The organism is Psychroserpens burtonensis DSM 12212 (assembly GCF_000425305.1).
Lineage (GTDB): Bacteria > Bacteroidota > Bacteroidia > Flavobacteriales > Flavobacteriaceae > Psychroserpens > Psychroserpens burtonensis.
On the sequence record NZ_AUDE01000006.1, the window covers coordinates 184,204 to 206,946 of the forward strand.

The window sequence follows — 22,743 nt, forward strand, 5'->3', positions numbered from 1 at the left end:
GAATTTTTTGATATGCCTTGAAAGTTATAACTTTGTCCTCAAAATTAACAATTATTGTGCCTAATTTATATTAATGAGCCTACAAAATATATATATTCTCGCTATTGAGTCGTCCTGTGATGATACTGCTGCTGCTGTTATGCATAACGGTAAAGTTTTAAGTAACATTGTGTCTAGTCAAAAAATCCATGAAGAGTATGGTGGTGTTGTACCAGAATTAGCGTCTAGAGCACATCAACAAAATATTGTTCCCGTCGTGGATCAAGCACTAAAAAAAGCAGGAGTCAACAAATCACAGCTTAGCGCTATTGCATTTACTAGAGGTCCTGGTTTGATGGGCTCTCTGTTAGTAGGCACCTCATTTGCAAAGTCATTGGCTTATGGTTTAGGGATCCCGTTAATAGATGTCAACCACATGCAGGCTCACATTTTAGCGCACTTTATTGAAGAAGATGATTTTGAAAAACCGCCATTTCCGTTTTTAGCAATGACGATTTCTGGAGGTCATACGCAGATTGTAAAAGTAAATTCATATTCCGAAATGGATGTTATTGGAGAAACCATCGATGATGCTGTTGGAGAGGCTTTTGATAAAAGTGGAAAACTATTGGGTTTAGGTTATCCTGCTGGACCAGCAATTGATAAACTCGCTAAATTAGGAAATCCCAAAACGTTTAAATTCACAAAGCCTAAAGTGAGCGGATTGAATTTTAGTTTTTCCGGATTAAAAACTGCCATACTATATTTTATACAGAAACAAGTCAAAGCAAACCCTAATTTTGTTGAAGAGAACTTAAACGATATTTGTGCGTCTATTCAATATACGATTATCGGTATTTTAATTGATAAACTAAAGTTAGCTTCAAAAGAAACAGGTCTCAAACATATTGCTATTGGTGGTGGCGTTTCAGCAAATACGGGAATTCGTCAAGCCTTAAGAGATGGAGAACACAAATTTGGATGGATAACATACATCCCAAAATTTGAATACACAACAGATAACGCTGCGATGATTGCTATTGTTGGGCATTTAAAGTATTTAGATGGTGCTTATGCTGAGCAAAATGTGATGGCTTCTTCTAGATTGAAGATTTAAGTTAGTGGGCAGTATTTAGTGAACAATATGCGGTGTTTACTCAGATGAATAATTCTTCTGATGCCAAAAACATTCCTAAAAAAAATACTGCGCTTAATTAAACCGTTATGTTACTTTTATCTTTTAACTAATACTCAATGGCTAGCTATTTTTACGACATCCTAGAAACAATTACCCTTTTTTAGATGGCTTTTTTATTGGGTTTTCAATAGTGGTTATAGCTTCACTAATTATTTACATGTTTTCTAAAAATAAGCTAGTCCTTAGTTTTATAAACAAATCCATAAAAACGATAAGAGCTCTCTCTGTAATTTGTTTTATAATACACCTACTATTCATAGTTAGTTATTATTGGTCAAACCAAGTTGGTTTTTTTTTAGCACGAGAGCAACTGGTCCTTATGCTTGGGCTTATTGGTTCATGCAACTACGACCGCTAATTTTTGCTTGTTATTGCAATTATTTTGGTTCAATAAAATAACTTCATGATTGAAATGTGTAGGGTTATTAACAATCTTGATTTCTTTTATTACAATTCCTTCCGGAGTGTTTTTTGAAAGACTAGTTATACTAATCACCTCATTTCATAGAGATTATTTACCGAGTAATCAAACCATGGGAATATTTATTATACTGAGCGTGATTTGGTGTTTTCTAGAAAAATGTATTATGTTTTGCGCTTTGGTATTTATTAGTTTTTTCATCGGCAAAAAGCAGAAAACACCTAAAGAGTAGTCACATAAGACTTTGTAAATTTTTGAAAAAATTCTATTCCTAATAAGTCTTTGTAAAAAAAAATCACTCAAACTCCACCGAGTTTAATATTAAACCAGAAGCGGGAGCTACATAATCCATGACCTCAATACTTTCTGCTTTTAATGAGTTTTCGATATAAGCCAAGTCTACGTCTCCTCTACCTAATTTAATAAGTGTCCCCATCATCAAACGAATTTGGTTTCTCCCAAAACCTTTTCCTCTTACAATAAGGGTGTAGGTCTTCTTAGGGAAGAAATTAGCTGTAAATAAACTATTTTCTATAAGCTCACAACTTTCTATTGTTCTTGTATATAAGCCTTTGTCTGTTGCTCTAAAACAGTAGGGTTTAAAATTGTGGGTACCTTCAAATAGTTGCGCTCCTTGTGCCATCAACTCAATATCTAACTCATCGAGAATGGTGGTCATTAATGGTGCACAAAAGGGATGACACTTTTGTCCGTAAGTAAATAAATATACATATTCCTTAATTTTTGAATGCTGGATGATATTAAACGTTGCATCAACTTCTTCAATAGCCAATGCTCTCAAATCTTGTGGAAGATTATGATTAAACAACGCTAAAAAAGCAGCTTCATCTTCAATTTTTTCATAAATAAATAATTCAAAAGCTGTTTCATTCGCAGATACCATGGCATCTGTACGACCAGATCCTAATGTTTTAAATGCCACACCATCAAGAATAAAATTAAACGTTCTATCAATCATTAAATGAATCGTTTTTAACTTAGGTTGTTTCTGCCAACCATGAAAACGATAACCCAAAAACTGAATCTTAATTAAATAGTAATAACGTTTATTAATCATAAAGGCAAGAACGCTATTTTATGAGTTTTTACAAAATTTTTGCTGGCTTTGTTATTGGTAATTATCGAATGAAGTTCTATTTTTAAGCATAAAAATTTCTAGTGCATAAAAAATATCCTTTTGACCCCTCGATAAAACACCATATCCTAATAGCTTTAGGTCTTGCGTTATGGGTTTTTCTGTTTTTATATTTTACAGAGCCCATAGATGTTGATCAATTCAACACTAGTGAAAAATTGATGTATCTCCCAATCTACGGTCTTATAGTGGCTGTGAGTTATCTTTGTTTTATACCTTTTCAGAATTGGCTTTATAAAAAAAGTCAGTACCAATGGAAACTGAGCCACGAGATTGTATTTCTGATCATTTTTCTTTTGGTATCTATGGCAGTTGCACGACTATTCTATTTATTTGTGATTGTTCCAAATGAACCCTATCCTTACACATTGTGGTATCATACCAAAAGTATTTTCCTACCTGCTTTAACTGTAATTCTTCCCATTTTGATTATTGGTCGTTTTGCCTTCGGAAAATATAAAAACAAGAAACTCGAGGAACAAAAAATTGAAATTCAAGGCGAAGGTCATTACGAAAGCTTACGATTACTTCTGAATGATTTGATCTGCATTCAATCTTCAGATAATTATGTGGAAGTTTTTTATATCGACGGAACAATGCTTAAAAAAAGTCTTATTAGAAATACACTGTCAAAAGTATCTAATTCATTTCCCGAGTTATTAAGAACGCATCGTAGCTTTGTTATTAATCCATTCCATTTCAAATCTTGGAAAACCGAAAAAGGAAAACACTTTTTATTACTTGCTCAAGACATTGAAGTACCTATTTCAAAAACATACCTAGATAACGTAAAAGAAAATTTGAGCGTTTAATGATGAGTTCACATTCTAAAAAAAAGGATACATTCAACTCATTTATTAATCGTTTATTTTAAGAATAAATGATTGATAAAAGTTTCATTGTAATTCTACCACAGGACAGAATCATTTCGCCCCAAACGCTTATTATTATTGAATACTATGTAATTTATAAAATACATTTGTCCCAGAAAGTTTAATCACATAAAAATCACTTATCATGAAAAATCTAGTTCTATTTAGTATCCTTTTTTTATTCGCGATGACTTCAGTTTTTGCTCAATCTCTAACTTGCGATTGCAAAACTGATTTAGCTTTTATTGTAGAAAAAATCAAAAAAATGCCCTCTTACAAAAAGCAAATTAAAGGCCAAAAAGAGACTCAGTTTGAAACAGTCTATGCCTCTCTTTCTAAAAAATTAGAACAACCCATTCTGATTGAGGACTGCTACAAAATGTTATTAGAACAAATGTCTTTAATAAATGATGTGCACGCTTCTCTTCGTTTTAATGATACTTATTTAACTACAGAAAACGCAAAAGATGACGCTAAATTAAGTGCGTTTAAAACTAGCGACCTCTTTAAAAACCATCCTAAAACGTTGCGAGATCTTTCAGAATTGAAAAAGGAATTATCTAAAAAAGCAATTGGCGACTTAGAGGGAATTTACGGTTATGGAGATCAACAACAAATAGGGATCTATTATGCAGATAATAAAATGGACTTCATTGGTGTCGTATTAGAGAGTCAAATAAATCAATGGGAAGCTGGTGAAATCAAATTTTATTTAACGCACACCAATGGAATTAAATATGACGTGTATTATTATAACCACGAAACGAGAACACCCAGTTTTATAAAAAGCATGTCTTTTGAAAATGGAAGAATTTGGAGCTACAAAAAAGTTGGCAACACATCTAATGCAGAACTTCCAATACAAGATCAATCTGATTGGGTTTTTAAAACTTTAAATACGAATACACAATATCTATATTTCGGTAATTTTAGCTCCTTTAGCAAAGAAAACAAAGAGACCTATAAAACGTTCTATGCTAATGTTAAAACTAAACTTTCCGCAGAAAATATTATTGTAGATTTAAGAAGCAATCGTGGCGGCAATAGTAAATTATCAGATCCTTTTTTAAAATTGTTAAAAAACAAAAACGTTTATATTTTAACCAATTGTTTTGCGGGAAGTAATGGAGAACAATTTGTACTTAAACTTAAAGATTTAAAAAATGCGCAACACCTAGGACAAACAACTAGAGGAATTATAGCTTACGGGATGAATTACGGCTATCAACATGACACACCATCAGGACATTTCATGATAACGCCAACAGATATGAATTTCCATAAGTATATCCAATATGAAGGAAAAGGAGTCTCTCCAGAAAGACCATTAGATTTTGATAGAGATTGGATTGAACAAACTTTAGAAATCATTGAGAAAGACGCTCAGTAAAATTAATAAGAGTTTTATGTGGTTCTAATGCACGATTAAACTTTCTATTTATCATCATTAGAAAAAAGCCATCACAATTGTGATGGCTTACTTTTTATTTCTCACGGCTTTTTAAAACATCTACAACATCATTCAATTTAAAACCTTTAAATTGTAATAAAATCATATAATGAAATAGTAAATCTGCACTTTCGTCTAAAAATAGTTTATCATCATTATCTTTTGCCTCAATAACGACTTCCACAGCCTCTTCTCCTACTTTTTGAGCGATTTTATTGATGCCTTTAGCAAATAAAGAAGCGACATAAGAGGTGTCTTCTGCGGCATTATTTTTTCTGTTTTCAATTACAGTTTCTAAATCTGAAAGAAACCCAAAACTTTGAGTATTATCATCATTCCAGCAGGTATCAGAACCTTTATGACAGGTTGGTCCTTCAGGATTGACTTGTACTAAAAGAGTATCGCTATCGCAGTCTAACTTCATTCCAACGAAATTGAGCACATTACCACTTTCTTCTCCTTTAGTCCATAAACGTTGTTTGGTTCTACTAAAAAACGTCACTAACTTAGTTGCAATTGTTTTCTTTACAGCCTCTTCATTCATATAACCTAACATTAAGACTTTATGGGTTGAAGCATCTTGAATAATTGCTGGTACGAGTCCGTTATTTTTATTGTAATCTATATTCATATTCTCTATTACTCCTTTCTTATTAAGGAACTATTTTAATTAAAGTTATCATTACTGCAAAGGCAGTAAACGTATTGTAATTTAATTGTTTATGTATCCCAAAAACAGACTTTATTAAACTCTACTTAGGGACATACTCTAAAAATATATTTTTATTTCAACAATGCTTAGTGACCATAAAGAATGACGATACAGTTATAATCGTACTTCTATATTATTCTTTCTTAGTTCTCGTTTCAAATCCAGAATCTCAATCTCACCAAAATGAAAAACGCTAGCAGCCAAAGCAGCATCCGCCTTACCCTCTTTAAATGTATCTACAAAATGTTGAACCGTTCCTGCACCTCCAGAAGCGATGATTGGAATATTTAAAGTTTCTGAAAGTTTAGCTAAAGCTTCATTTGCGAATCCAGCTTTTGTTCCGTCATTATTCATTGACGTAAATAAAATTTCTCCAGCACCTCTTTGCGCAACTTCTCTTGCCCAATCAAATAGATTTAGTGCTGTTGGTATCGTTCCTCCTGCCAAATGGACAATCCATTGATTGTTTATTTGTTTCGCATCAATGGCTACAACAACACACTGACTGCCAAATTTATTAGATAATTCATTTACTAAATCTGGACGCTTTATAGCACTTGAATTTATGGAAATTTTATCAGCACCACATTTTAATAAATCATCAACATCTTCAATAGATGAAATCCCGCCGCCAACAGTAAAAGGGATATTAACTTGCTCTGCAACTTTTAAAACCATGTCATGCATTGTTTTACGACCTTCTAAGGTCGCAGAAATATCTAAAAACACTAATTCATCTGCGCCTAGATTCGCATATTGCTTAGCCAGTTCTACTGGATCTCCAGCATCCCGTAAATCTATAAAATTGACCCCCTTAACAGTACGACCGTTTTTAATATCTAAGCATGGAATAATTCTTTTTGTGAGCATAATTTAAAAATGTGATTCTAAGTCTTTCAATTTAATATGACCTTCATAAAGTGCTTTACCAATAATAGCAGCTTCACAACCTAAGTCCTCGAGTACATTTAAATCATCAATAGAAGTCACACCTCCAGAAGCTATTAACTTGATATCTTTTGTTTCGCTTAAAATTCTTTTATATAAATCAAACGAAGGTCCTTGTAACATCCCGTCCTTGGCAATATCGGTACAAATCACATATTTTATCCCTTTGTTTTCATAAGATGTTATAAACGGAATCACATCCATGTCACTCTCCTCCTGCCAACCACTTACAGCTATCTTTTCATTATTACAGTCTGCACCTAGAATTATTTTTATGCCTCCATATTTATTAACCCAGCCTTCAAATATTCCTGCATTTTTGACCGCAATACTTCCTCCTGTAATTTGTTTTGCTCCAGAATTAAAAGCAATATGTAAATCCTCATCTGTTTTTAAACCTCCGCCAAAATCAATTTTTAATGTGGTTTTAGATGTTATTTGTTCTAATACCTTATAATTGACAACATGTTGAGCTTTGGCACCATCAAGATCTACTAAATGTAGATATTGAATTCCCGCTGCCTCAAACTCCTTAGCAACTTCAATAGGGTTTTCATTGTATATTTTTTTTGTACTGTAATCACCTTTTGTGAGTCTAACACATTTTCCATCGATGATATCTATTGCTGGTATAATTCTCATGTTCACTTCCCACGACAGCGGGAATCTCTTTTAATTAATATTTGTTTTCATATCTGTTAGATTTAAAAAAAACCTAGCAGTATATCTTTAATTTTAAAGCTCTAAAAAATTCCTCAATACTTGTTCTCCCACTACACTGCTTTTTTCAGGATGAAATTGAACACCATAAAAATTGTCTTTTTGTAAAGCAGAGGCATATTTTAACTCATATGTAGTTGATGCGATGGCTTCTTGGCACATGTCTGCATAAAAACTATGTACAAGGTACATGAAAGCATCCTCTTCTATGTTTCTAAACAGATTAGATTTTAACTCATTTATAGTATTCCAACCCATTTGAGGGACTTTAACTGCACTTGAGAAACGTTTCACATCAACATTAAAAATACCTAAGCCTTTTGTATTTCCCTCCTCACTCGAATTACACATCAATTGCATCCCTAAACAAATACCTAAAACCGGTTGTTTTAAAGTTGGAATAAGTGTATCTAACCCACTTTTTTTAAGCATCTTCATTGCAGAACTAGCTTCTCCAACACCAGGAAAAATAACTCTCTCTGCAGATGTAATAACTTCAGGATTGTTTGAAAGAATAGCATCCACCCCTAAACGTTTAAAAGCAAATTGAATACTCTTAATGTTTCCTGCGCCATAATCGATTATTACTAGTTTCAAAGGTTTACTGTCCATTCATAATTATTTTTCATTGAAGCTTGTCATTACAAATTCCAAAACTAAATTTTCAAATTCCAAAAAATCTCTCCAAGATTCTAGATTTGGAATTTTATTTTTTTTGTTTACTAAAAGTATTTACAACACTCCTTTTGTGGATGGTAATATCATTTTCTCTATATCTCGTTTTACAGCCATTTTAATAGCTTTTGCAAACGCTTTAAAAATCGCTTCGATTTTGTGATGTTCGTTAGTACCTTCTGCTTTTATGTTTAAGTTACACTTCGCACCATCTGTAAACGATTTAAAAAAGTGGTAGAACATTTCAGTTGGCATTTTACCAATCATTTCACGTTTGAAATCTACTTCCCAAACTAACCAATTACGCCCTCCAAAATCTATTGCAGCTTGAGCAAAACAATCATCCATTGGTAGAGAAAAACCATAGCGTTCAATTCCTAGTTTATTACCTAATGTCGCAGCGAACAATTCTCCAAGTGCAATTGCTGTATCCTCAATGGTATGATGCTCATCAACTTCTAAATCACCATCCACTTTAAGAGTTAAGTCTAATTGTCCGTGACGTGCAATTTGATCAAGCATATGATCAAAAAAAGCTATTCCTGTATCAATATTACTGTTGCCTGTGCCATCGAGATTTAAATCAATTTTAATTTTTGTCTCATTGGTATTTCTCTCAATACTCCCAGTTCTAGCATCTGCTTTTAAAAAGGTGTAAATAGCCTCCCAATCATTACTTTCTATAGCGATATATTGATCTAATGCCTCACGTTTCACTGTGATTTCATCAGTTCCTAAATTGGTATTATCATTTATAAAAATTCCTTTTGAGCCTAAATTCTTAGCTAACTCTATATCTGTTAAGCGATCTCCAATAACAAAGGAGTTCGCTAAATCATAATTCGAAGAAAAGTATTTAGTCAGTAAACCTGTATTTGGTTTTCGCGTTAGCGCATTGTCTTTTGCAAAAGTTCTATCTATAAATTGTTCCTTAAAAACCACACCTTCTGCTTCAAACGTTTTTAGTACAAAGTTGTGAACTGGCCAAAATGTATTTTCTGGATAAACCTCTGTTCCTAAGCCATCTTGATTAGTAATCATTACGATTTCAAAATCTAACTCTTTTGCTATTTTACTTAAATATTGAAATACTTTTGGGTAAAAATCTAGTTTTTCAAACGAGTCGATTTGTTCATCTGCTGGTTCTTTTATAATGGTTCCGTCTCTGTCTATAAATAGTACGCGCTGCATAATTGTTTCTTATTAAAACCTCAGATCTAGAAAGACCTTACAGGTTGGTTAATGCTGTAATTAATTTTATATTTTCTTGTTGAGTTCCAACCGTAAATCGCAAGCAGTTTTCACAAAGTGGTTGGTTGGTTCTATTTCTTACTACAATTCCTTGCTGTATCAATCCCGTATAACGAGTATCTGCGTCATCGACTTTTACTAAAATAAAATTAGCATCTGATGCATAAACAGTGTCTACAAATTCAATCTTTTTTAATTCTAAAATAAGCCAGTCACGTTGCTCTAGAATCCTCTTAATTTCTTCGGAAATCGCTGTTGGTTTAGACAACCGCTCCAAAGCTTTCAATTGCGTTAATTCATTAACATTATAAGGCGGTTTAATTCGGTTTAAAACAGAGATTATTTCTGTTGAAGCATAACAAACTCCCAAACGAATTCCCGCCATCCCATAAGCCTTGGACAAAGTCTGTGTGACTATTAAATTAGGAAACTCTTTCAATCTTCTAATCCACGACTCGTCTTTCGAAAAATCGATATAAGCTTCATCAATAATTACAATTCCTTTGAAATTTAATATCAACTTCTCTATGGTATCTGCTTTAAAGCTATTCGCTGTTGGATTATTTGGTGAACATAAAAACAACAATTTAGCTTGCGTATTTGCAGCGCTTAAAACGTCATCATAGTTAGGCTCAAAATCTGAACTTAATTGAATCTTAATATTTCTAACCGCATTGATATTTGCCAAAACATCATACATACCATATGTTGGTGGCAACGTAATTATAGCATCTTTATTAGGTTCACAAAAAGCTCTAAAAATTAAATCTAATACTTCATCACTACCATTTCCGAGTAAGATATTATCTGTAGAAATATCTTTTAATTTGGAGAGTTGAGATTTCACTTTATACTGTTGCGGATCAGGATACCTATTAACTCCATTTTGAAACGGATTCTCATTGGCATCTAAAAACACCATATCACCAGACACCTCATTGTATTCATCTCTTGCTGATGAATACGGTTTTAAGTCTTTGATATTTTCTCTCAAAAAACTATCCAATTGAAATTGTTGACGATCCATTAGGTTACTTTATTTTTAAGTTAGACGTTCCTGATTTTTCAGAAATTAAATCTTTTAATCGCAATGTCACCGCATTTTTGTGTGCTTGTAAGCCTTCTGCCTCTGCCATTAACTCAATGGTATTACCAATATTTAAAATACCTTCTTTTGTGATCTTCTGAAATGTGATGCTTTTAGTAAAACTGTCTAAATTGACACCAGAATAGGCTTTACTAAACCCATTAGTTGGCAAGGTGTGATTTGTTCCTGAGGCGTAATCTCCTGCGCTTTCGGGTGTGTAATTTCCAATAAATACAGATCCTGCATTCGCAATATTATCTACATAAAAATCTTCATTTTCTGTACAAATAATAAAATGCTCTGGTGCGTATTCATTAATCATATCTAAAGCAATGTCGTGATTCTCAACATATATCAATTTAGAGTTATCAATTGCTTTTTGAGACATTTCGATTCTTGGTAGTAATTTGATTTGCTTCTCAACTTCAGAAGAAACAGCGTCCATTAATTGTCTTGATGTAGACACTAAAATAACCTGACTATCTGCTCCATGTTCTGCTTGACTTAACAAATCTGAGGCGACATAACTTGCGTTTGCTGTATCATCTGCAACAACTAGTAATTCACTAGGTCCAGCTGGCATATCTATGGCTACTCCATATTTTGTTGCTAATTGTTTCGCTACCGTTACATATTGGTTTCCAGGACCAAATATTTTATAAACTTGGGGTAAGGTTTCTGTTCCAAAGGTTAACCCTGCAATAGCCTGAATACCTCCAACTTTAATGATTTTAGTCACACCACATAATTGCGCTGTGTACAGAATTTCATTGGCTATTTTTCCTTCTTTATTTGGAGGAGAACACAATACGATTTCTTTACAACCAGCAATATTAGCAGGAACTGTCAGCATTAATACTGTCGAAAACAAAGGTGCTGTACCTCCTGGAATGTATAACCCAACTTTCTGAATAGGTCGCTTTTCTTGCCAGCAATCAATACCTTTGGAGGTTTCTACAGAAACACGCTTTGTCTTTTGAGCTATATGGAAAGTTTCTATATTTTGCTTAGCGAACTGAATCGCTTGTTTTAATTCTTCGGAAACTGAATTTGATGCGTTTTCGATTTCTTCTGAAGAGACAATCATCCCCTCCAATTTGACTCCGTCAAACATTTCAGTGTACTTTAATATCGCTTTATCTCCCTGTCTCTGAACATCATTGAAAATTTCATTAACTGTATTCTCTATATTCTCTAAAGTTTGAGTTGGTCGTTTTAGTAATTCAAACCAGTCTGCCTTATTGGGATTATATGTTTTATTCATTAGTTGATTCTTTACTATTGTTTAAATTAGTGTTAAAAAAAAGATAGAGTCTTACATTAAAGTACCATGTTCTCTATTGGACACACCAATATTCCTTCTGCTCCATTTTTTTTAAGCTCATCAATAACTTCCCAAAACTCATTTTTATTAATTACAGAGTGTAACGAACTCCAACCTTCCTTAGCTAATGGCAAAATTGTTGGACTATTCATTCCTGGTAAAATGTTTACGATAGTTTCCAGCTTATCATTTGGTGCATTTAACAAGACATATTTGCTTTGTCTTCCGCGCAGAACAGATTGTAACCGAAACTGTAACTTATTTAAAATTTGTTGGTTTTCCGGAGAAATTAAAGGAGAAACAGCTAGAACAGCTTCAGATTTTAATAATATTTCAACTTCTTTTAATCCGTTTTTATATAATGTACTTCCACTCGAAACAATATCAACAATTGCATCTGCTAATCCAATGTTAGGCGCAATCTCAACCGAACCGTTAATGATATGCAAATGTGCCTTAACATTATTCTTCTCTAAGAATTGAATAACTGTATTTGGATATGACGTAGCAATGCGCTTGCCTTCAAGATCTGCAACACCACTATACTTTGCTGCTTTTGGCACTGCAATGGACACCTTACACGAAGAGAATCCTAGTTTTTCAACAACTGAAATTTTATCGCCTTTCTCAATTAATACATTTTCACCAATAATTGCGGCATCAACAACTCCATCTTTTAAATATTGAGGAATATCACCGTTTCTAAGATAAAATACTTCTAAAGGGAAATTTTTTGCAGATGCTTTTAATTGGTCTTTACCATTGTCTATAGAAATCCCAACGTCTTTTAAAATCTTCATAGAATCGTCATAAAGGCGTCCTGATTTTTGTACTGCTATTTTAAGTTTACTCATAATTTATCTCGAGAAAGCGAGTATCTTTTATTTTGTGTCTGAGCTAAAATCGCGAATCAAAAAACCCGTTTGATTAGCTCAAACGGGTTTAAATATGTTTTGAATTTATTCAATACATCTTCAACTCGCTTGATAGCCAGTATAAAAATGATGATGTAATTGAGTAAGACTCATTAAATTATTGTTATTAAATTATATGCAAAGGTTGCGAATTAAAATTCATAATTCCAAATCTTGAAACACGATTTATGATAATATTAATATTTCAGTTTAAAATTATAGATTAATCCTATTTTACTCCTATTTGCCAAGGATAAGGACTTTGGTCACGGTAATCAAGACAGACTTCGATTTTTTTATTAACGACTGTAAAACTTACGTTTGCTCAACGGTCACTACTTCAGTAATATTTGCTTTTTAAAAATTATCTAGTTTATGAATTCTATTCGCTTTCTTTGAAAGCAAATCATATAAATAAACACGACTATCTTCGTTATAGCCATCCACATGAAGCGTAAAATTTTAAGACTTTATTCCCTAATTCTGAAAACCATAGTCTTTGCAAGACTCTGGTAACCCTTGAATATTCTTAATTTTAAACCATCTATATTCACTATCAATTATCGCAATTTATACTAGCCATTTTTAATCCCAATATGAATTATAGCATCTACTATGTTTCCATTTGCAGCATCGTAAATAAATAGAGGCTAATTAGACTTTTTATCATAATAGGTTTGCACTAAATCTTGATATTTAGTTTATCCTAGCTTTGAACAAAACCACAAAAATTAAATATCAAGACTATGAGAAATGCTCTCAAATAAATATTATTGGTTACCTAAAATAATTGGCAATCCAGAATCTCCAGAACCTATTACAATAACTTTACTATTTGGAGACTCAGCAAGTTTCATAGTAGCATCTATACCCTTATCTTGTAAGATTTTATCAGTTAATGACGCGCTTAATATTCTATTAGATTCCGCTTTACCTTCAGCTTCAATAATTACTTTTTGAGCTTCCTTCGCTGCAGTCACTAATCTAAACTCATACTCTAAAGATTCTTGCTCTTGCTTTAATTTTCGCTCAATAGCTTCTTTAATTGTTGAAGGTAAGGTTACGTCTCTAATTAAAATATCATTAATTTGAATAAATTGAGGCTCAACAATCTTTTTTGTTTCTTCCAAAATTTCATCTTGAATAGCATCTCTCTTACTTGAATATAATTGCTCAGGTGTATAACGACCAACAACACTACGCGCAGCACTTCTTATGGCTGGCTGTAATACTCTACTCTTATATTCAGTTCCTTTTTGATTATGTAATTTACCTAAGTTTGCAGCATCTGGCTCATACAATACAGAGGCATCTAGTTTTATATCCAATCCATTAGAAGATAAAACAGACATTTTTTCAGGCATTTCTTGTTGACGCGTTTCATAATCGATAACACGATTCCAAGGCGCTATAATATGAAAACCAGGCCCTAACGCTTCTTTATCAGGATCTACACCTTCACCAAGTGTCTCGTGTACTACTCCAGCATGCCCAGAATCAATTGTGACCGCTGATTTAAATAATCCTATTAATAATAGAACTATAACAATCAACGCTATAATGCCACTTTTTGGTAATTTTTCCATGATTTTAGTTTTTAAATAAGTCCGTTATATTTTCTTATAAACCACTCAGTAGCTAGACTTAATGCTATGAGTGCTAGAAGATATTTCCAGTCTATCAAAGGTACGACTTTTTTAGTGCTTTTTTGTATTGTAGCGAACCTAGAATCGTTAATTAAATCATAACTTAATGTCGACGTATTATCAATAAAATAGGAAGTTCCTTCGCTATTTATTGCTAAGGCCTGAAGCTTAGTAACATTGGCATTTAAGAATTGTTTCTCAACATTGTAGTCTAAAATTTTGAGTTCACCAGATTTTGATATATTCTCGTTATTTACTGTTACAGTAAATGAATAATTCCCTGCTTCTAAACCACTTAAATCTACTTCATACGCTGTATTCTTTAAGACAAACGGATATGATTTAACATCATCTGTATCTTTGTTTTTTAGAGTAATATCTAAATTTGCATTATCTTCAAATATGTAATTCTTATTGAAAAACTGTGAAGTGATTCTCACATTATCATTACCGTTATAAAAAGATTCATAATTTACATTTAATCGTGTCCTACGCTTATTAGTACTTAGATACTGCACCAGTTTCCCAATAAAATCATCAAACGTATTAAATGAATTCTCATTAATGTAGGCCTGCGCTCTCCATCTCCATAACCCCTCACCCAGAATTAGTGCTTCACGTTTATCATTAATCTCAAAAGTGGCAAAAAGAGGTTCGTCAATTTGATTACCATTAATCGTTTTATAAAGAATAGTTTCAAAAGGTACCACAAATGAGGTTTCACCAAATGCTCCTTTTAAAGGTGGAAATTCTCCAAAGTTCAAATCATCCACTATAAATGTTGAATAGTTTTGATTTAAACTTGGTTGATACTCCTCGGTTTGATTCGTTAATTCTTGTTTGTAATTATTTTGCAATTGATTTAATAAAGACCAATTTGTTTTCGTCCCAGTAATAACAATTTTATTGAGTTTCAACTTCTCAATTTCATTGAATAATGCTCTAAAGTTGTTCGTTGGTTGATACACAATAACCAATTGATAATCTGCCGATTTATTTAAAAATTCAACCGTAGACAGGATATCTGCATTGCGTTGCTCATTGCTTTCTATCGATTTTTTAAGTGTACCTAAATCTGGGTGCAATAGATCAGATACTATGGCAACATTCGTTTTTTGATCTATCACTTCAACCGCAAAATTTTTGACATTGTTGATGGTGTTTTTTTCGTTTTCTAGCGGAACTACTTGAGCCTTATAACTCGTCACACCTACTCTAGTAGCGGGTAATGTAAAGTTCACGATTTGTGAAGTTTGTGATTTACTAAACGTTAGTGGTTTAGAAAATACTATTGTGTTTCCTGCAGAAACTCTCAACTGTGTATTTACTGTCGCATTCCCATTATAAGTTGCAATAACCTCTACCGGAAACTTATTTTTTAAATACGCGTAGCGATTCACATTTAACTGCTGAACCTTAATATCTGTATATGTAGTTGTATCTCCTAAAATAATTGGAAAAATGGATTGCTTATATCGTTTTGTCATATAAGCATAGTCATTTCCGTAGGTTTGATTCCCATCAGAAATAATAAGCGTTGGCGAGATGGAGTTATTATGCACTTCAGATAAACGCTCAAAAATTAACGCAAGGTTAGATTGCTTCTCGTCAAACGATAACGAATCTGTTGGGTTTATTTCCTTTCCGAAACGATAAAACTCCAAATTAAAATTCTCGTTCAAAGCTTCATTAGCTTTCAAAGACTTAATAAGATCTGACGTGTTTTTCGCCTGATCTAGATAGCTTATAGATTCTGAATTATCTACAGCCACCACCAAATTTGGCTTTTCATTATAATAGGTAACCTTATCAAACTTAGGATTAATAAGTAATAAAAAGATTGAAAAATAAGTCACAAAACGTAAGGCTGATAATAGCCATGCACGTCTCCCTTTTAGTTTCGCTTTATAAGCATACTGAAAAAGCGCTAGTGATAGCGCTATGATTCCAGATATGAAGATATATGTTATTGTTTCTGTTTGCAATGAATATAGTTCTATTATGTCAACATTCCACCATCAACATTTAACGTCTGCCCTGTAATATAAGTACTCATATCACTAGCTAAAAACACGCAAGCGTTTGCGATATCTTCTGGACTTCCGCCACGTTTTAAAGGGATGGCATTTCTCCAACCTTTTACAATTTCTTCGTCTAATTTAGCAGTCATTTCAGTTTCAATAAAACCAGGAGCAATCACGTTGCTTCTAATATTTCTAGACCCTAATTCTAAAGCTACAGACTTTGAGAATCCAATAATACCCGCTTTTGAAGCTGCATAATTGGTTTGCCCTGCGTTACCTTTTACACCAACAACAGAACTCATATTTATGATAGACCCTTTACGTTGCTTCAACATCGTACGTAAAACGGCTTTAGTCATGTTAAAAACCGATTTTAAGTTGACTTCAATTACTTTATCAAAATCTTCTTCTCCCATTCTCATGAGGAGATTATCTTTTGTAATTCCTGCGTTATTTACTAATATATCTATGCTTCCAAAATCTGCAAGAACATCTTCTACTAGTTTTTGAGACTCGTCAAAATTAGCGGCATTACTTTGGTAACCTTTAGCTTTAACTCCTTGAGCCTTTAATTCTTTCTCTAATTCATTTGCTGCTTCTACCGAAGCGCTATATGTGAATGCCACATTAGCTCCATGCTGAGCAAAAACTTGAGCAATACCTTTGCCTATACCACGACTTGCACCAGTGATTATTGCTGTTTTTCCTTCTAATAACTTCATTATATACTATTTAATAGTTGGTATCCAAATATAGGAAATACATGTTGTAGAACATATAAAAATTTCACAAAATGTTTTGCTGTTTTTAGATAAAAAAAAGCAGCTACAAATAAATGTGACTGCTTTTGAGTTTTTTATATATCCGAAGTGATATTACATCTTAACCTCTTCTGGTTGCTCGTAGTTAAATAGATAATCAATATCCATTTCTTGTAGCTTACCTAATTTTTCTAATGATTTGAAATCGATATCTTTTTTATTACCAATGACCATCACATTATAATTTTCACCTTTAATATTTTCATTAAAGAAATCACGCAAATCTGACATAGTCATCTCTTTTATAGCGTTATACATATCTTCTCTATTGTCATTATCGATTCCTAATTTTTTAAGTCCCTCGTAAGTCCAAAATATATTAGATTTTGTGATACGCTCTGCTGCTAGCTTTTTTAATGTCGCCTCTTTAGCAGCATTGAATTGCTCTTCGGCTTCTGGCATATTAGTCATCAACTCCATCATTGCATCGACTGCTTGTGGCATTTTATTAGCTTGTGTACCCATATAGGCCATAACGTAGTTAGAATCCTCTTTATTTATTGCAGTACTGTAGCCAGCATAGGCAGCGTAAGCTAATGATTTAGATTCTCTAATTTCCTGAAAAACTATAGATGACAATCCGCTACCAAAATAGGTGTTAAACAGTGTTGAAGCTGCCATGTTATCTACTTTGAAAGGATCTCCTTTTGCTAAGAATAGCATTTCAGATTGTACCATATCAAAATCTACGAAATATACATTCCCGCCAGTCTCTTTTTCAAGATAAGCCATTGCTTCTGGATATGCTTTTAATTCTTCGGAAACTTTATGACTTGTATTTAAAGCTGCTACAGCTGCATCGATATCTTTTCCGTAGTAAAAAATACGTTGCTCAAAGTTCTTCATACCTTTTATGATATCGACTAATTGAACAGGATCCATAGCTTCAAGCTCTTTAGTTTGAAAGATGTTTCTCAAACGTGAATTGTCACCATATTTACCGTAATTCATTAAACCATTTATAAGGATATTTCCTTTTTGTGATTTACCATCTGCTCTCCCTTTTGTAATAGACTCTACATATTTATTGTAGGCCTCTTGATCTGGAACAGCATTGTTCCAAAGGTGTTCTAAAAGCTCTAATCCTTTTGGTAAGTTTTCTTTTAATCCACTTAATCCAACGTAAGTTGTCTCTGCTCCTGCGCTTACATAATAGCTGACGCCTAACTTGTAGAATTCTTTCTTCAATTCTTCAGCAGAAAAATTATCTGTTCCCAAGTACTCCATATATCCAGCTGCAAGTCCTAACTGTTTATCGTTATCACTTCCCATGTCAAAAATGATATTCATATCAAATAAGTCGTTACTCTCATTATTAATATGGGAGACTTTAATACCATTATCTAATTTAGTTTCTTTGATTTCTTTCTTATAATCAATAAATTTTGGCTGTAATGGTTTAGATTTCATTTTACCAAAATCCACTAAAAATGGAGAACTCAATTCTCTATTTACATTAACTGGTGTAATTCCTGGGTTTTGAACTTTTACAATAGACGCATCTTCAGCTTGCCTTTTGTAAGTAACCACGTAGTTGTCCTTATAAAAAGTATTTGCAAAATCAACTAATTCTTGTTTAGAAATTTTCTTAAGGTCATCTAAAAACTGAACACGATTCTTCCAATTCTCATCCTTTATAAAAGCATCCACATACATATCTGCTAGAGCAGAATTGTTTTCATATTGCTGAGTTTGACTTAATTTTAAATCATTAATGACAGCATTCATCATCCATTCATCAAATTCACCCTTTTTTAATTTTTCAATTTGAGCTAGAAGCAACAATTTAACCTCGTCTAAAGTTTGTCCCTCTTTTGGTGCTCCACTAAAAGTATGGTATCCATATTCTTTCAGGAATGTTGGACTACAACCAGCATATTGCACCAATTGTTTTTGATTTAAGTTTAAATCTATAAGTCCAGCGTTTCCATTAGCAAGAATCATATCTGCCATAGTGACTAGTTTTTCTTGTTCTGAACCAGCGCTTTCCGTTCTAAATGCCATAGAAAGACTTTCAGACGTTGGACCAAAAACCTCTTTCACAACTGGTGAAGTAATTGATTCTTCTGTTGGTAATATAGGATGAACGACTTCTTTCTTTTCAAATTTTCCGAAGACATCATTTACCGATTTAATCGTGTCATCAAAATCAATATCACCAACCAATACCATTGCCATATTATTTGGCACATAATACTTATTGAAATAATTATGAATATCAACCATTGAAGGATTTTTTAAGTGCTCTGCAATACCTATAGTTGATTGTTGACCATAAGGATGATTTGGAAATAAACCTTCTAGCATTGCGGCGTATTGCTTACGACCATCATTATCTTGACCTCTATTAAATTCTTCAAAGACTGCTTCTAATTCTGTATGAAACAAACGTAATACCAATTGACTAAAACGCTCTCCTTCTAAGTGTAACCACTTATCTAATTCATTTGCTGGTATTTTATTAGTATACACTGTTTGTTCAAACCAAGTGTATGCATTAGTTCCTGTAGCTCCTAAAGAAGACATCATTTTATCATATTCATTAGCAATACTGTGATTTGAAGCTTCGAGAGACACTTCATCAATCTTTTTGTATAATTCTAACTTCTTTGCAGGATCATTTTCAGCTCTGTGTTGCTCATATAAATCTGAAATTTGATCTAAGAACCCTTTCTCTTTTTCCCAGTCTGCAGATCCAATCTGATCAGTACCTTTAAAAACCATGTGTTCAAGATAGTGAGCAAGACCTGTAGACTCTTTTGGATCGTAATTTGAACCCGCTCTTACAGCAACATAAGTTTGAATTTTTGGTTCTTCTACATTTTTACTTAAATAGACTTTTAACCCGTTGTCCAAAGTATACAGACGCAAACCAGTTGGATCATTAGCTACAGCCTCGTAAGAGAACCCATTAGCATCTGTAGTGGATTCTACAGCATAAGCTAAATCCTTGTTTTCATTTTCAGTTTTGCAATTGTAAGCCAGAGCGACGATACAAAGCATCAATAATAGTTTGATGTGTTTCATAAAGATTGATTTGATTAAAAAAAAATTCCGTTAACTAAATGTACAGTCAACGGAATTATAATGTATGTTATTTGTGTTTATTTTAACAGGAAATATCTTATTTATTCATTATTTCTGCTACCTTCTTTCCAATTTCAGCAGGTGATTCTACAACGTGAATTCCACAAGCTTTCATAATCTCCTTTTTTGCTTGAGCAGTATCATCACTTCCTCCAACAATTGCTCCAGCATGACCCATGGTGCGTCCTGCAGGTGCAGTCTCTCCAGCAATAAAACCAATAATTGGTTTTATGCTTCCACTCGCTTTGTACCAATACGCAGCATCAGCTTCAAGCTGACCTCCAATTTCGCCAATCATAACAACAGCTTCAGTTTCTGGATCATTAATTAATAACTCAACAGCTTCTTTAGTTGTTGTCCCTATAATAGGATCTCCTCCAATACCAATAGCAGTGGTAATTCCCAATCCTTGTTTTACAACTTGATCTGCAGCTTCATAAGTTAAAGTACCTGATTTTGATACGATACCAACGTTACCTTTTTTGAAAACAAAACCTGGCATAATACCAACTTTAGCCTCACCCGGAGTGATAACTCCCGGACAGTTAGGGCCAATCAATCTACAATCTCTTCCTTTTATGTAGTTTGAAGCTTTAATCATATCTGCAACAGGAATACCCTCTGTAATTGTAATAATCACTTTGATACCTGCGTCTGCAGCTTCCATAATTGCATCTGCAGCAAATGCAGGCGGAACAAAAATAATAGTAGTATCTGCTCCAACTTCTTTCACAGCATCTGCAACCGTATTAAAAACAGGTCTATCTAAATGTGTTTGACCTCCTTTTCCCGGAGTCACACCACCAACAACATTTGTCCCATACTCAATCATTTGACCAGCATGAAATGTACCTTCACTCCCGGTAAATCCTTGAACAATTACTTTTGAATCTTTATTAACTAAAACGCTCATTTGTGTTTGTTTTACTGCCTTTTTTTCTTCGGAAATGTACCGTTGGAAGAAATTATAGGCTATTTATAGTTTTGATTTTTACTTTTTTATTTATTCAGAAAATGATTTTCTGAACGCGACCACAAAAATAAGATATTGCTTGTGATTTTTAAACCTTTTTAAACTTTTATTTCAGCATAAGAATTTAAACTTTCTGGTGTGTCATCAGCCAATTGACTCATCTCATATCCTTTATATAATTTACCATCCTTGACTTCCCAAATAGATATAAAGTGTGCTAAAGCATCTTCTTTTTTTGGTCGCTCAATTGATGTTACATAAATGGTGTATCTCGCAGTTACTGTATTACCATCTTCTAAAAGATGACTCAATCTATATTTAAATGAGTGAAAAGAAGCTTTCACACCTTCAAGCATATCTTGTAAACCATGTAAATCTAATTTTGTATAGCCTTTACTACTATGCCATTTCAATTCACAATCTTTATGAAAATAATTTACGACACCTTCGTCTTTAGCCAAGTCTAAGTCATAAAATGCTTTGACTATTTGTTTTGCTGACATTTATAAGTTTTTTAATTTTTCAAGGATTTCAGGGATTTTTCTAATCGCTGCAATTTCTTTGTATTTGCTTCTAAAATCATCTGCAGGAACACCAAAATAGCTTTTATAACCTTCTAGTGATTTACTAACGCCTGCTTTTGCAGAAATTATTGCTTTTGTTCCTATGGTGATTCCGCTGGTAATTCCTACTTGTCCCCAGATAGTCACTTCATCTTCAATGATTACACATCCTGCGATACCTACTTGTGACGCTATCAAGCATTTTTTACCAATTCGCGTATCATGACCAACCTGAATTTGATTATCTAACTTAGAACCTTCTCCAATAATAGTATCTCCTGTAACACCTTTGTCAATGGTACAAAGTGCTCCTAGGTCCACATTATTTTCAATGATTACTCGTCCGCCAGATTTTAACTGATCATAACCTTCTGTCCGGTTTTTATAATAAAATGCACTTGCTCCTAATACTGTACCTGCATGAATAGTGACGTTGTCTCCAATAATAGTATCATCATAAATACTAACATTAGAATGAATAATACAGTTATCGCCTATAACAACGTTATTCCCTATAAAACAATTGGGTTGAATAATTGTATTCTTACCAATTTTAACTGTTTGAGAAATAGCACTATCGGACGATTGAAATGGCTTAAAGTGAAGCGTTAATTTATTAAAGTCTCTAAAAGGATCATCACTTATTAGGAGTGCCTTCCCTTCTGGACAATCTACTTTTTTATTAATTAACACAATAGTAGCGGCACTTTCTAATGCTTTACCGTAATATTTTGGATGATCTACAAAAACAATATCTCCAGATTCTACAACATGAATTTCGTTCATTCCTAAAACTGGAAAGTCATCTGCTCCAATATATTCGGTAGAAATAAGATGAGCGATTTGTTTAAGTGTATGCGCCTTTGGAAACTTCATATTTTTAGTCTTCAGTGGTGAGTTTTCAGTGGTCAGTCATTCAAGT

The 22,743-nt window shown here is 33.2% G+C and carries 19 protein-coding genes; 3 read left to right on the forward strand and 16 right to left on the reverse strand.

The annotated features are described in order from the left end of the window. Positions 1 to 73: 73 nt before the first annotated feature. Positions 74 to 1,096, forward strand: a complete 1,023-nt coding sequence (tsaD, locus tag H593_RS0102380) for a tRNA (adenosine(37)-N6)-threonylcarbamoyltransferase complex transferase subunit TsaD (protein WP_028870948.1) — start codon at positions 74 to 76, stop codon at positions 1,094 to 1,096. A gap of 797 nt (positions 1,097 to 1,893) precedes the next feature. On the opposite strand, the gene H593_RS0102385 is transcribed toward tsaD, so the two are convergent. Next, positions 1,894 to 2,676: a tRNA pseudouridine synthase A gene (locus H593_RS0102385; protein ID WP_028870949.1), complete on the reverse strand. Its 783-nt coding sequence runs from the start codon at positions 2,674 to 2,676 to the stop codon at positions 1,894 to 1,896. A gap of 101 nt (positions 2,677 to 2,777) precedes the next feature. On the opposite strand from H593_RS0102385, the gene H593_RS0102390 reads away from it, so the two are divergent. After that, the gene (locus tag H593_RS0102390; RefSeq protein WP_028870950.1) at positions 2,778 to 3,566 is read left to right on the forward strand and encodes a LytTR family DNA-binding domain-containing protein; all 789 of its coding nucleotides are present in this window, start codon (positions 2,778 to 2,780) and stop codon (positions 3,564 to 3,566) included. Between the two features lie 205 nt (positions 3,567 to 3,771). Beyond that, a complete protein-coding gene (locus H593_RS19835; protein WP_157588756.1) occupies positions 3,772 to 5,016 on the forward strand; it encodes a S41 family peptidase in 1,245 nt (414 codons plus the stop codon). 94 nt (positions 5,017 to 5,110) lie between these two features. On the opposite strand, the gene hisIE is transcribed toward H593_RS19835, so the two are convergent. The 15 genes from hisIE to H593_RS0102470 all read right to left on the reverse strand — a co-directional run bounded on the left by hisIE (position 5,111) and on the right by H593_RS0102470 (position 22,697). Continuing rightward, on the reverse strand, positions 5,111 to 5,707 hold the full coding sequence (gene hisIE, locus H593_RS0102400; protein ID WP_028870952.1) for a bifunctional phosphoribosyl-AMP cyclohydrolase/phosphoribosyl-ATP diphosphatase HisIE: 597 nt from the start codon (positions 5,705 to 5,707) through the stop codon (positions 5,111 to 5,113). A gap of 195 nt (positions 5,708 to 5,902) precedes the next feature. Then, complete coding sequence (gene hisF, locus H593_RS0102405; RefSeq protein ID WP_028870953.1) at positions 5,903 to 6,658, reverse strand: imidazole glycerol phosphate synthase subunit HisF; 756 nt, start codon at positions 6,656 to 6,658, stop codon at positions 5,903 to 5,905. Positions 6,659 to 6,661: 3 nt separating this feature from the next. Further along, positions 6,662 to 7,378 carry a 1-(5-phosphoribosyl)-5-[(5-phosphoribosylamino)methylideneamino]imidazole-4-carboxamide isomerase gene (hisA, locus tag H593_RS0102410; protein WP_028870954.1) on the reverse strand — a complete coding sequence of 239 codons (717 nt, stop codon included), beginning with the start codon at positions 7,376 to 7,378 and terminating at the stop codon, positions 6,662 to 6,664. A gap of 93 nt (positions 7,379 to 7,471) precedes the next feature. Further along, positions 7,472 to 8,053 (reverse strand): imidazole glycerol phosphate synthase subunit HisH, encoded by a 582-nt coding sequence (gene hisH / locus H593_RS0102415; RefSeq protein ID WP_028870955.1) that lies wholly within the window; start codon positions 8,051 to 8,053, stop codon positions 7,472 to 7,474. A 135-nt stretch (positions 8,054 to 8,188) separates the two neighbouring features. Beyond that, positions 8,189 to 9,322, reverse strand: coding sequence for a bifunctional histidinol-phosphatase/imidazoleglycerol-phosphate dehydratase HisB (hisB, locus tag H593_RS0102420; protein ID WP_028870956.1), 1,134 nt, complete (start codon positions 9,320 to 9,322; stop codon positions 8,189 to 8,191). 37 nt (positions 9,323 to 9,359) lie between these two features. Then, positions 9,360 to 10,409 carry a histidinol-phosphate transaminase gene (hisC, locus tag H593_RS0102425; protein ID WP_028870957.1) on the reverse strand — a complete coding sequence of 350 codons (1,050 nt, stop codon included), beginning with the start codon at positions 10,407 to 10,409 and terminating at the stop codon, positions 9,360 to 9,362. Between the two features lie 4 nt (positions 10,410 to 10,413). Then, positions 10,414 to 11,733: a histidinol dehydrogenase gene (hisD, locus tag H593_RS18380; RefSeq protein WP_051229597.1), complete on the reverse strand. Its 1,320-nt coding sequence runs from the start codon at positions 11,731 to 11,733 to the stop codon at positions 10,414 to 10,416. Positions 11,734 to 11,789: 56 nt separating this feature from the next. Beyond that, positions 11,790 to 12,647 carry an ATP phosphoribosyltransferase gene (gene hisG / locus H593_RS0102435; RefSeq protein ID WP_028870958.1) on the reverse strand — a complete coding sequence of 286 codons (858 nt, stop codon included), beginning with the start codon at positions 12,645 to 12,647 and terminating at the stop codon, positions 11,790 to 11,792. 830 nt (positions 12,648 to 13,477) lie between these two features. After that, positions 13,478 to 14,293, reverse strand: coding sequence for a prohibitin family protein (locus H593_RS0102440; protein ID WP_028870959.1), 816 nt, complete (start codon positions 14,291 to 14,293; stop codon positions 13,478 to 13,480). A gap of 11 nt (positions 14,294 to 14,304) precedes the next feature. Beyond that, positions 14,305 to 16,338: a hypothetical protein gene (locus H593_RS0102445; RefSeq protein WP_028870960.1), complete on the reverse strand. Its 2,034-nt coding sequence runs from the start codon at positions 16,336 to 16,338 to the stop codon at positions 14,305 to 14,307. Positions 16,339 to 16,352: 14 nt separating this feature from the next. Beyond that, complete coding sequence (fabG, locus tag H593_RS0102450) at positions 16,353 to 17,099, reverse strand: 3-oxoacyl-[acyl-carrier-protein] reductase (RefSeq protein ID WP_028870961.1); 747 nt, start codon at positions 17,097 to 17,099, stop codon at positions 16,353 to 16,355. Between the two features lie 153 nt (positions 17,100 to 17,252). Beyond that, positions 17,253 to 20,225 (reverse strand): M16 family metallopeptidase, encoded by a 2,973-nt coding sequence (locus tag H593_RS0102455; RefSeq protein WP_028870962.1) that lies wholly within the window; start codon positions 20,223 to 20,225, stop codon positions 17,253 to 17,255. Between the two features lie 97 nt (positions 20,226 to 20,322). Further along, positions 20,323 to 21,198: a succinate--CoA ligase subunit alpha gene (gene sucD, locus H593_RS0102460; protein WP_028870963.1), complete on the reverse strand. Its 876-nt coding sequence runs from the start codon at positions 21,196 to 21,198 to the stop codon at positions 20,323 to 20,325. A 158-nt stretch (positions 21,199 to 21,356) separates the two neighbouring features. After that, positions 21,357 to 21,761: a nuclear transport factor 2 family protein gene (locus H593_RS0102465; protein WP_028870964.1), complete on the reverse strand. Its 405-nt coding sequence runs from the start codon at positions 21,759 to 21,761 to the stop codon at positions 21,357 to 21,359. After that, entirely contained in the window at positions 21,762 to 22,697 is a 936-nt protein-coding gene (locus tag H593_RS0102470; protein WP_028870965.1) for a UDP-3-O-(3-hydroxymyristoyl)glucosamine N-acyltransferase, read from the reverse strand. Positions 22,698 to 22,743 lie beyond the last annotated feature (46 nt).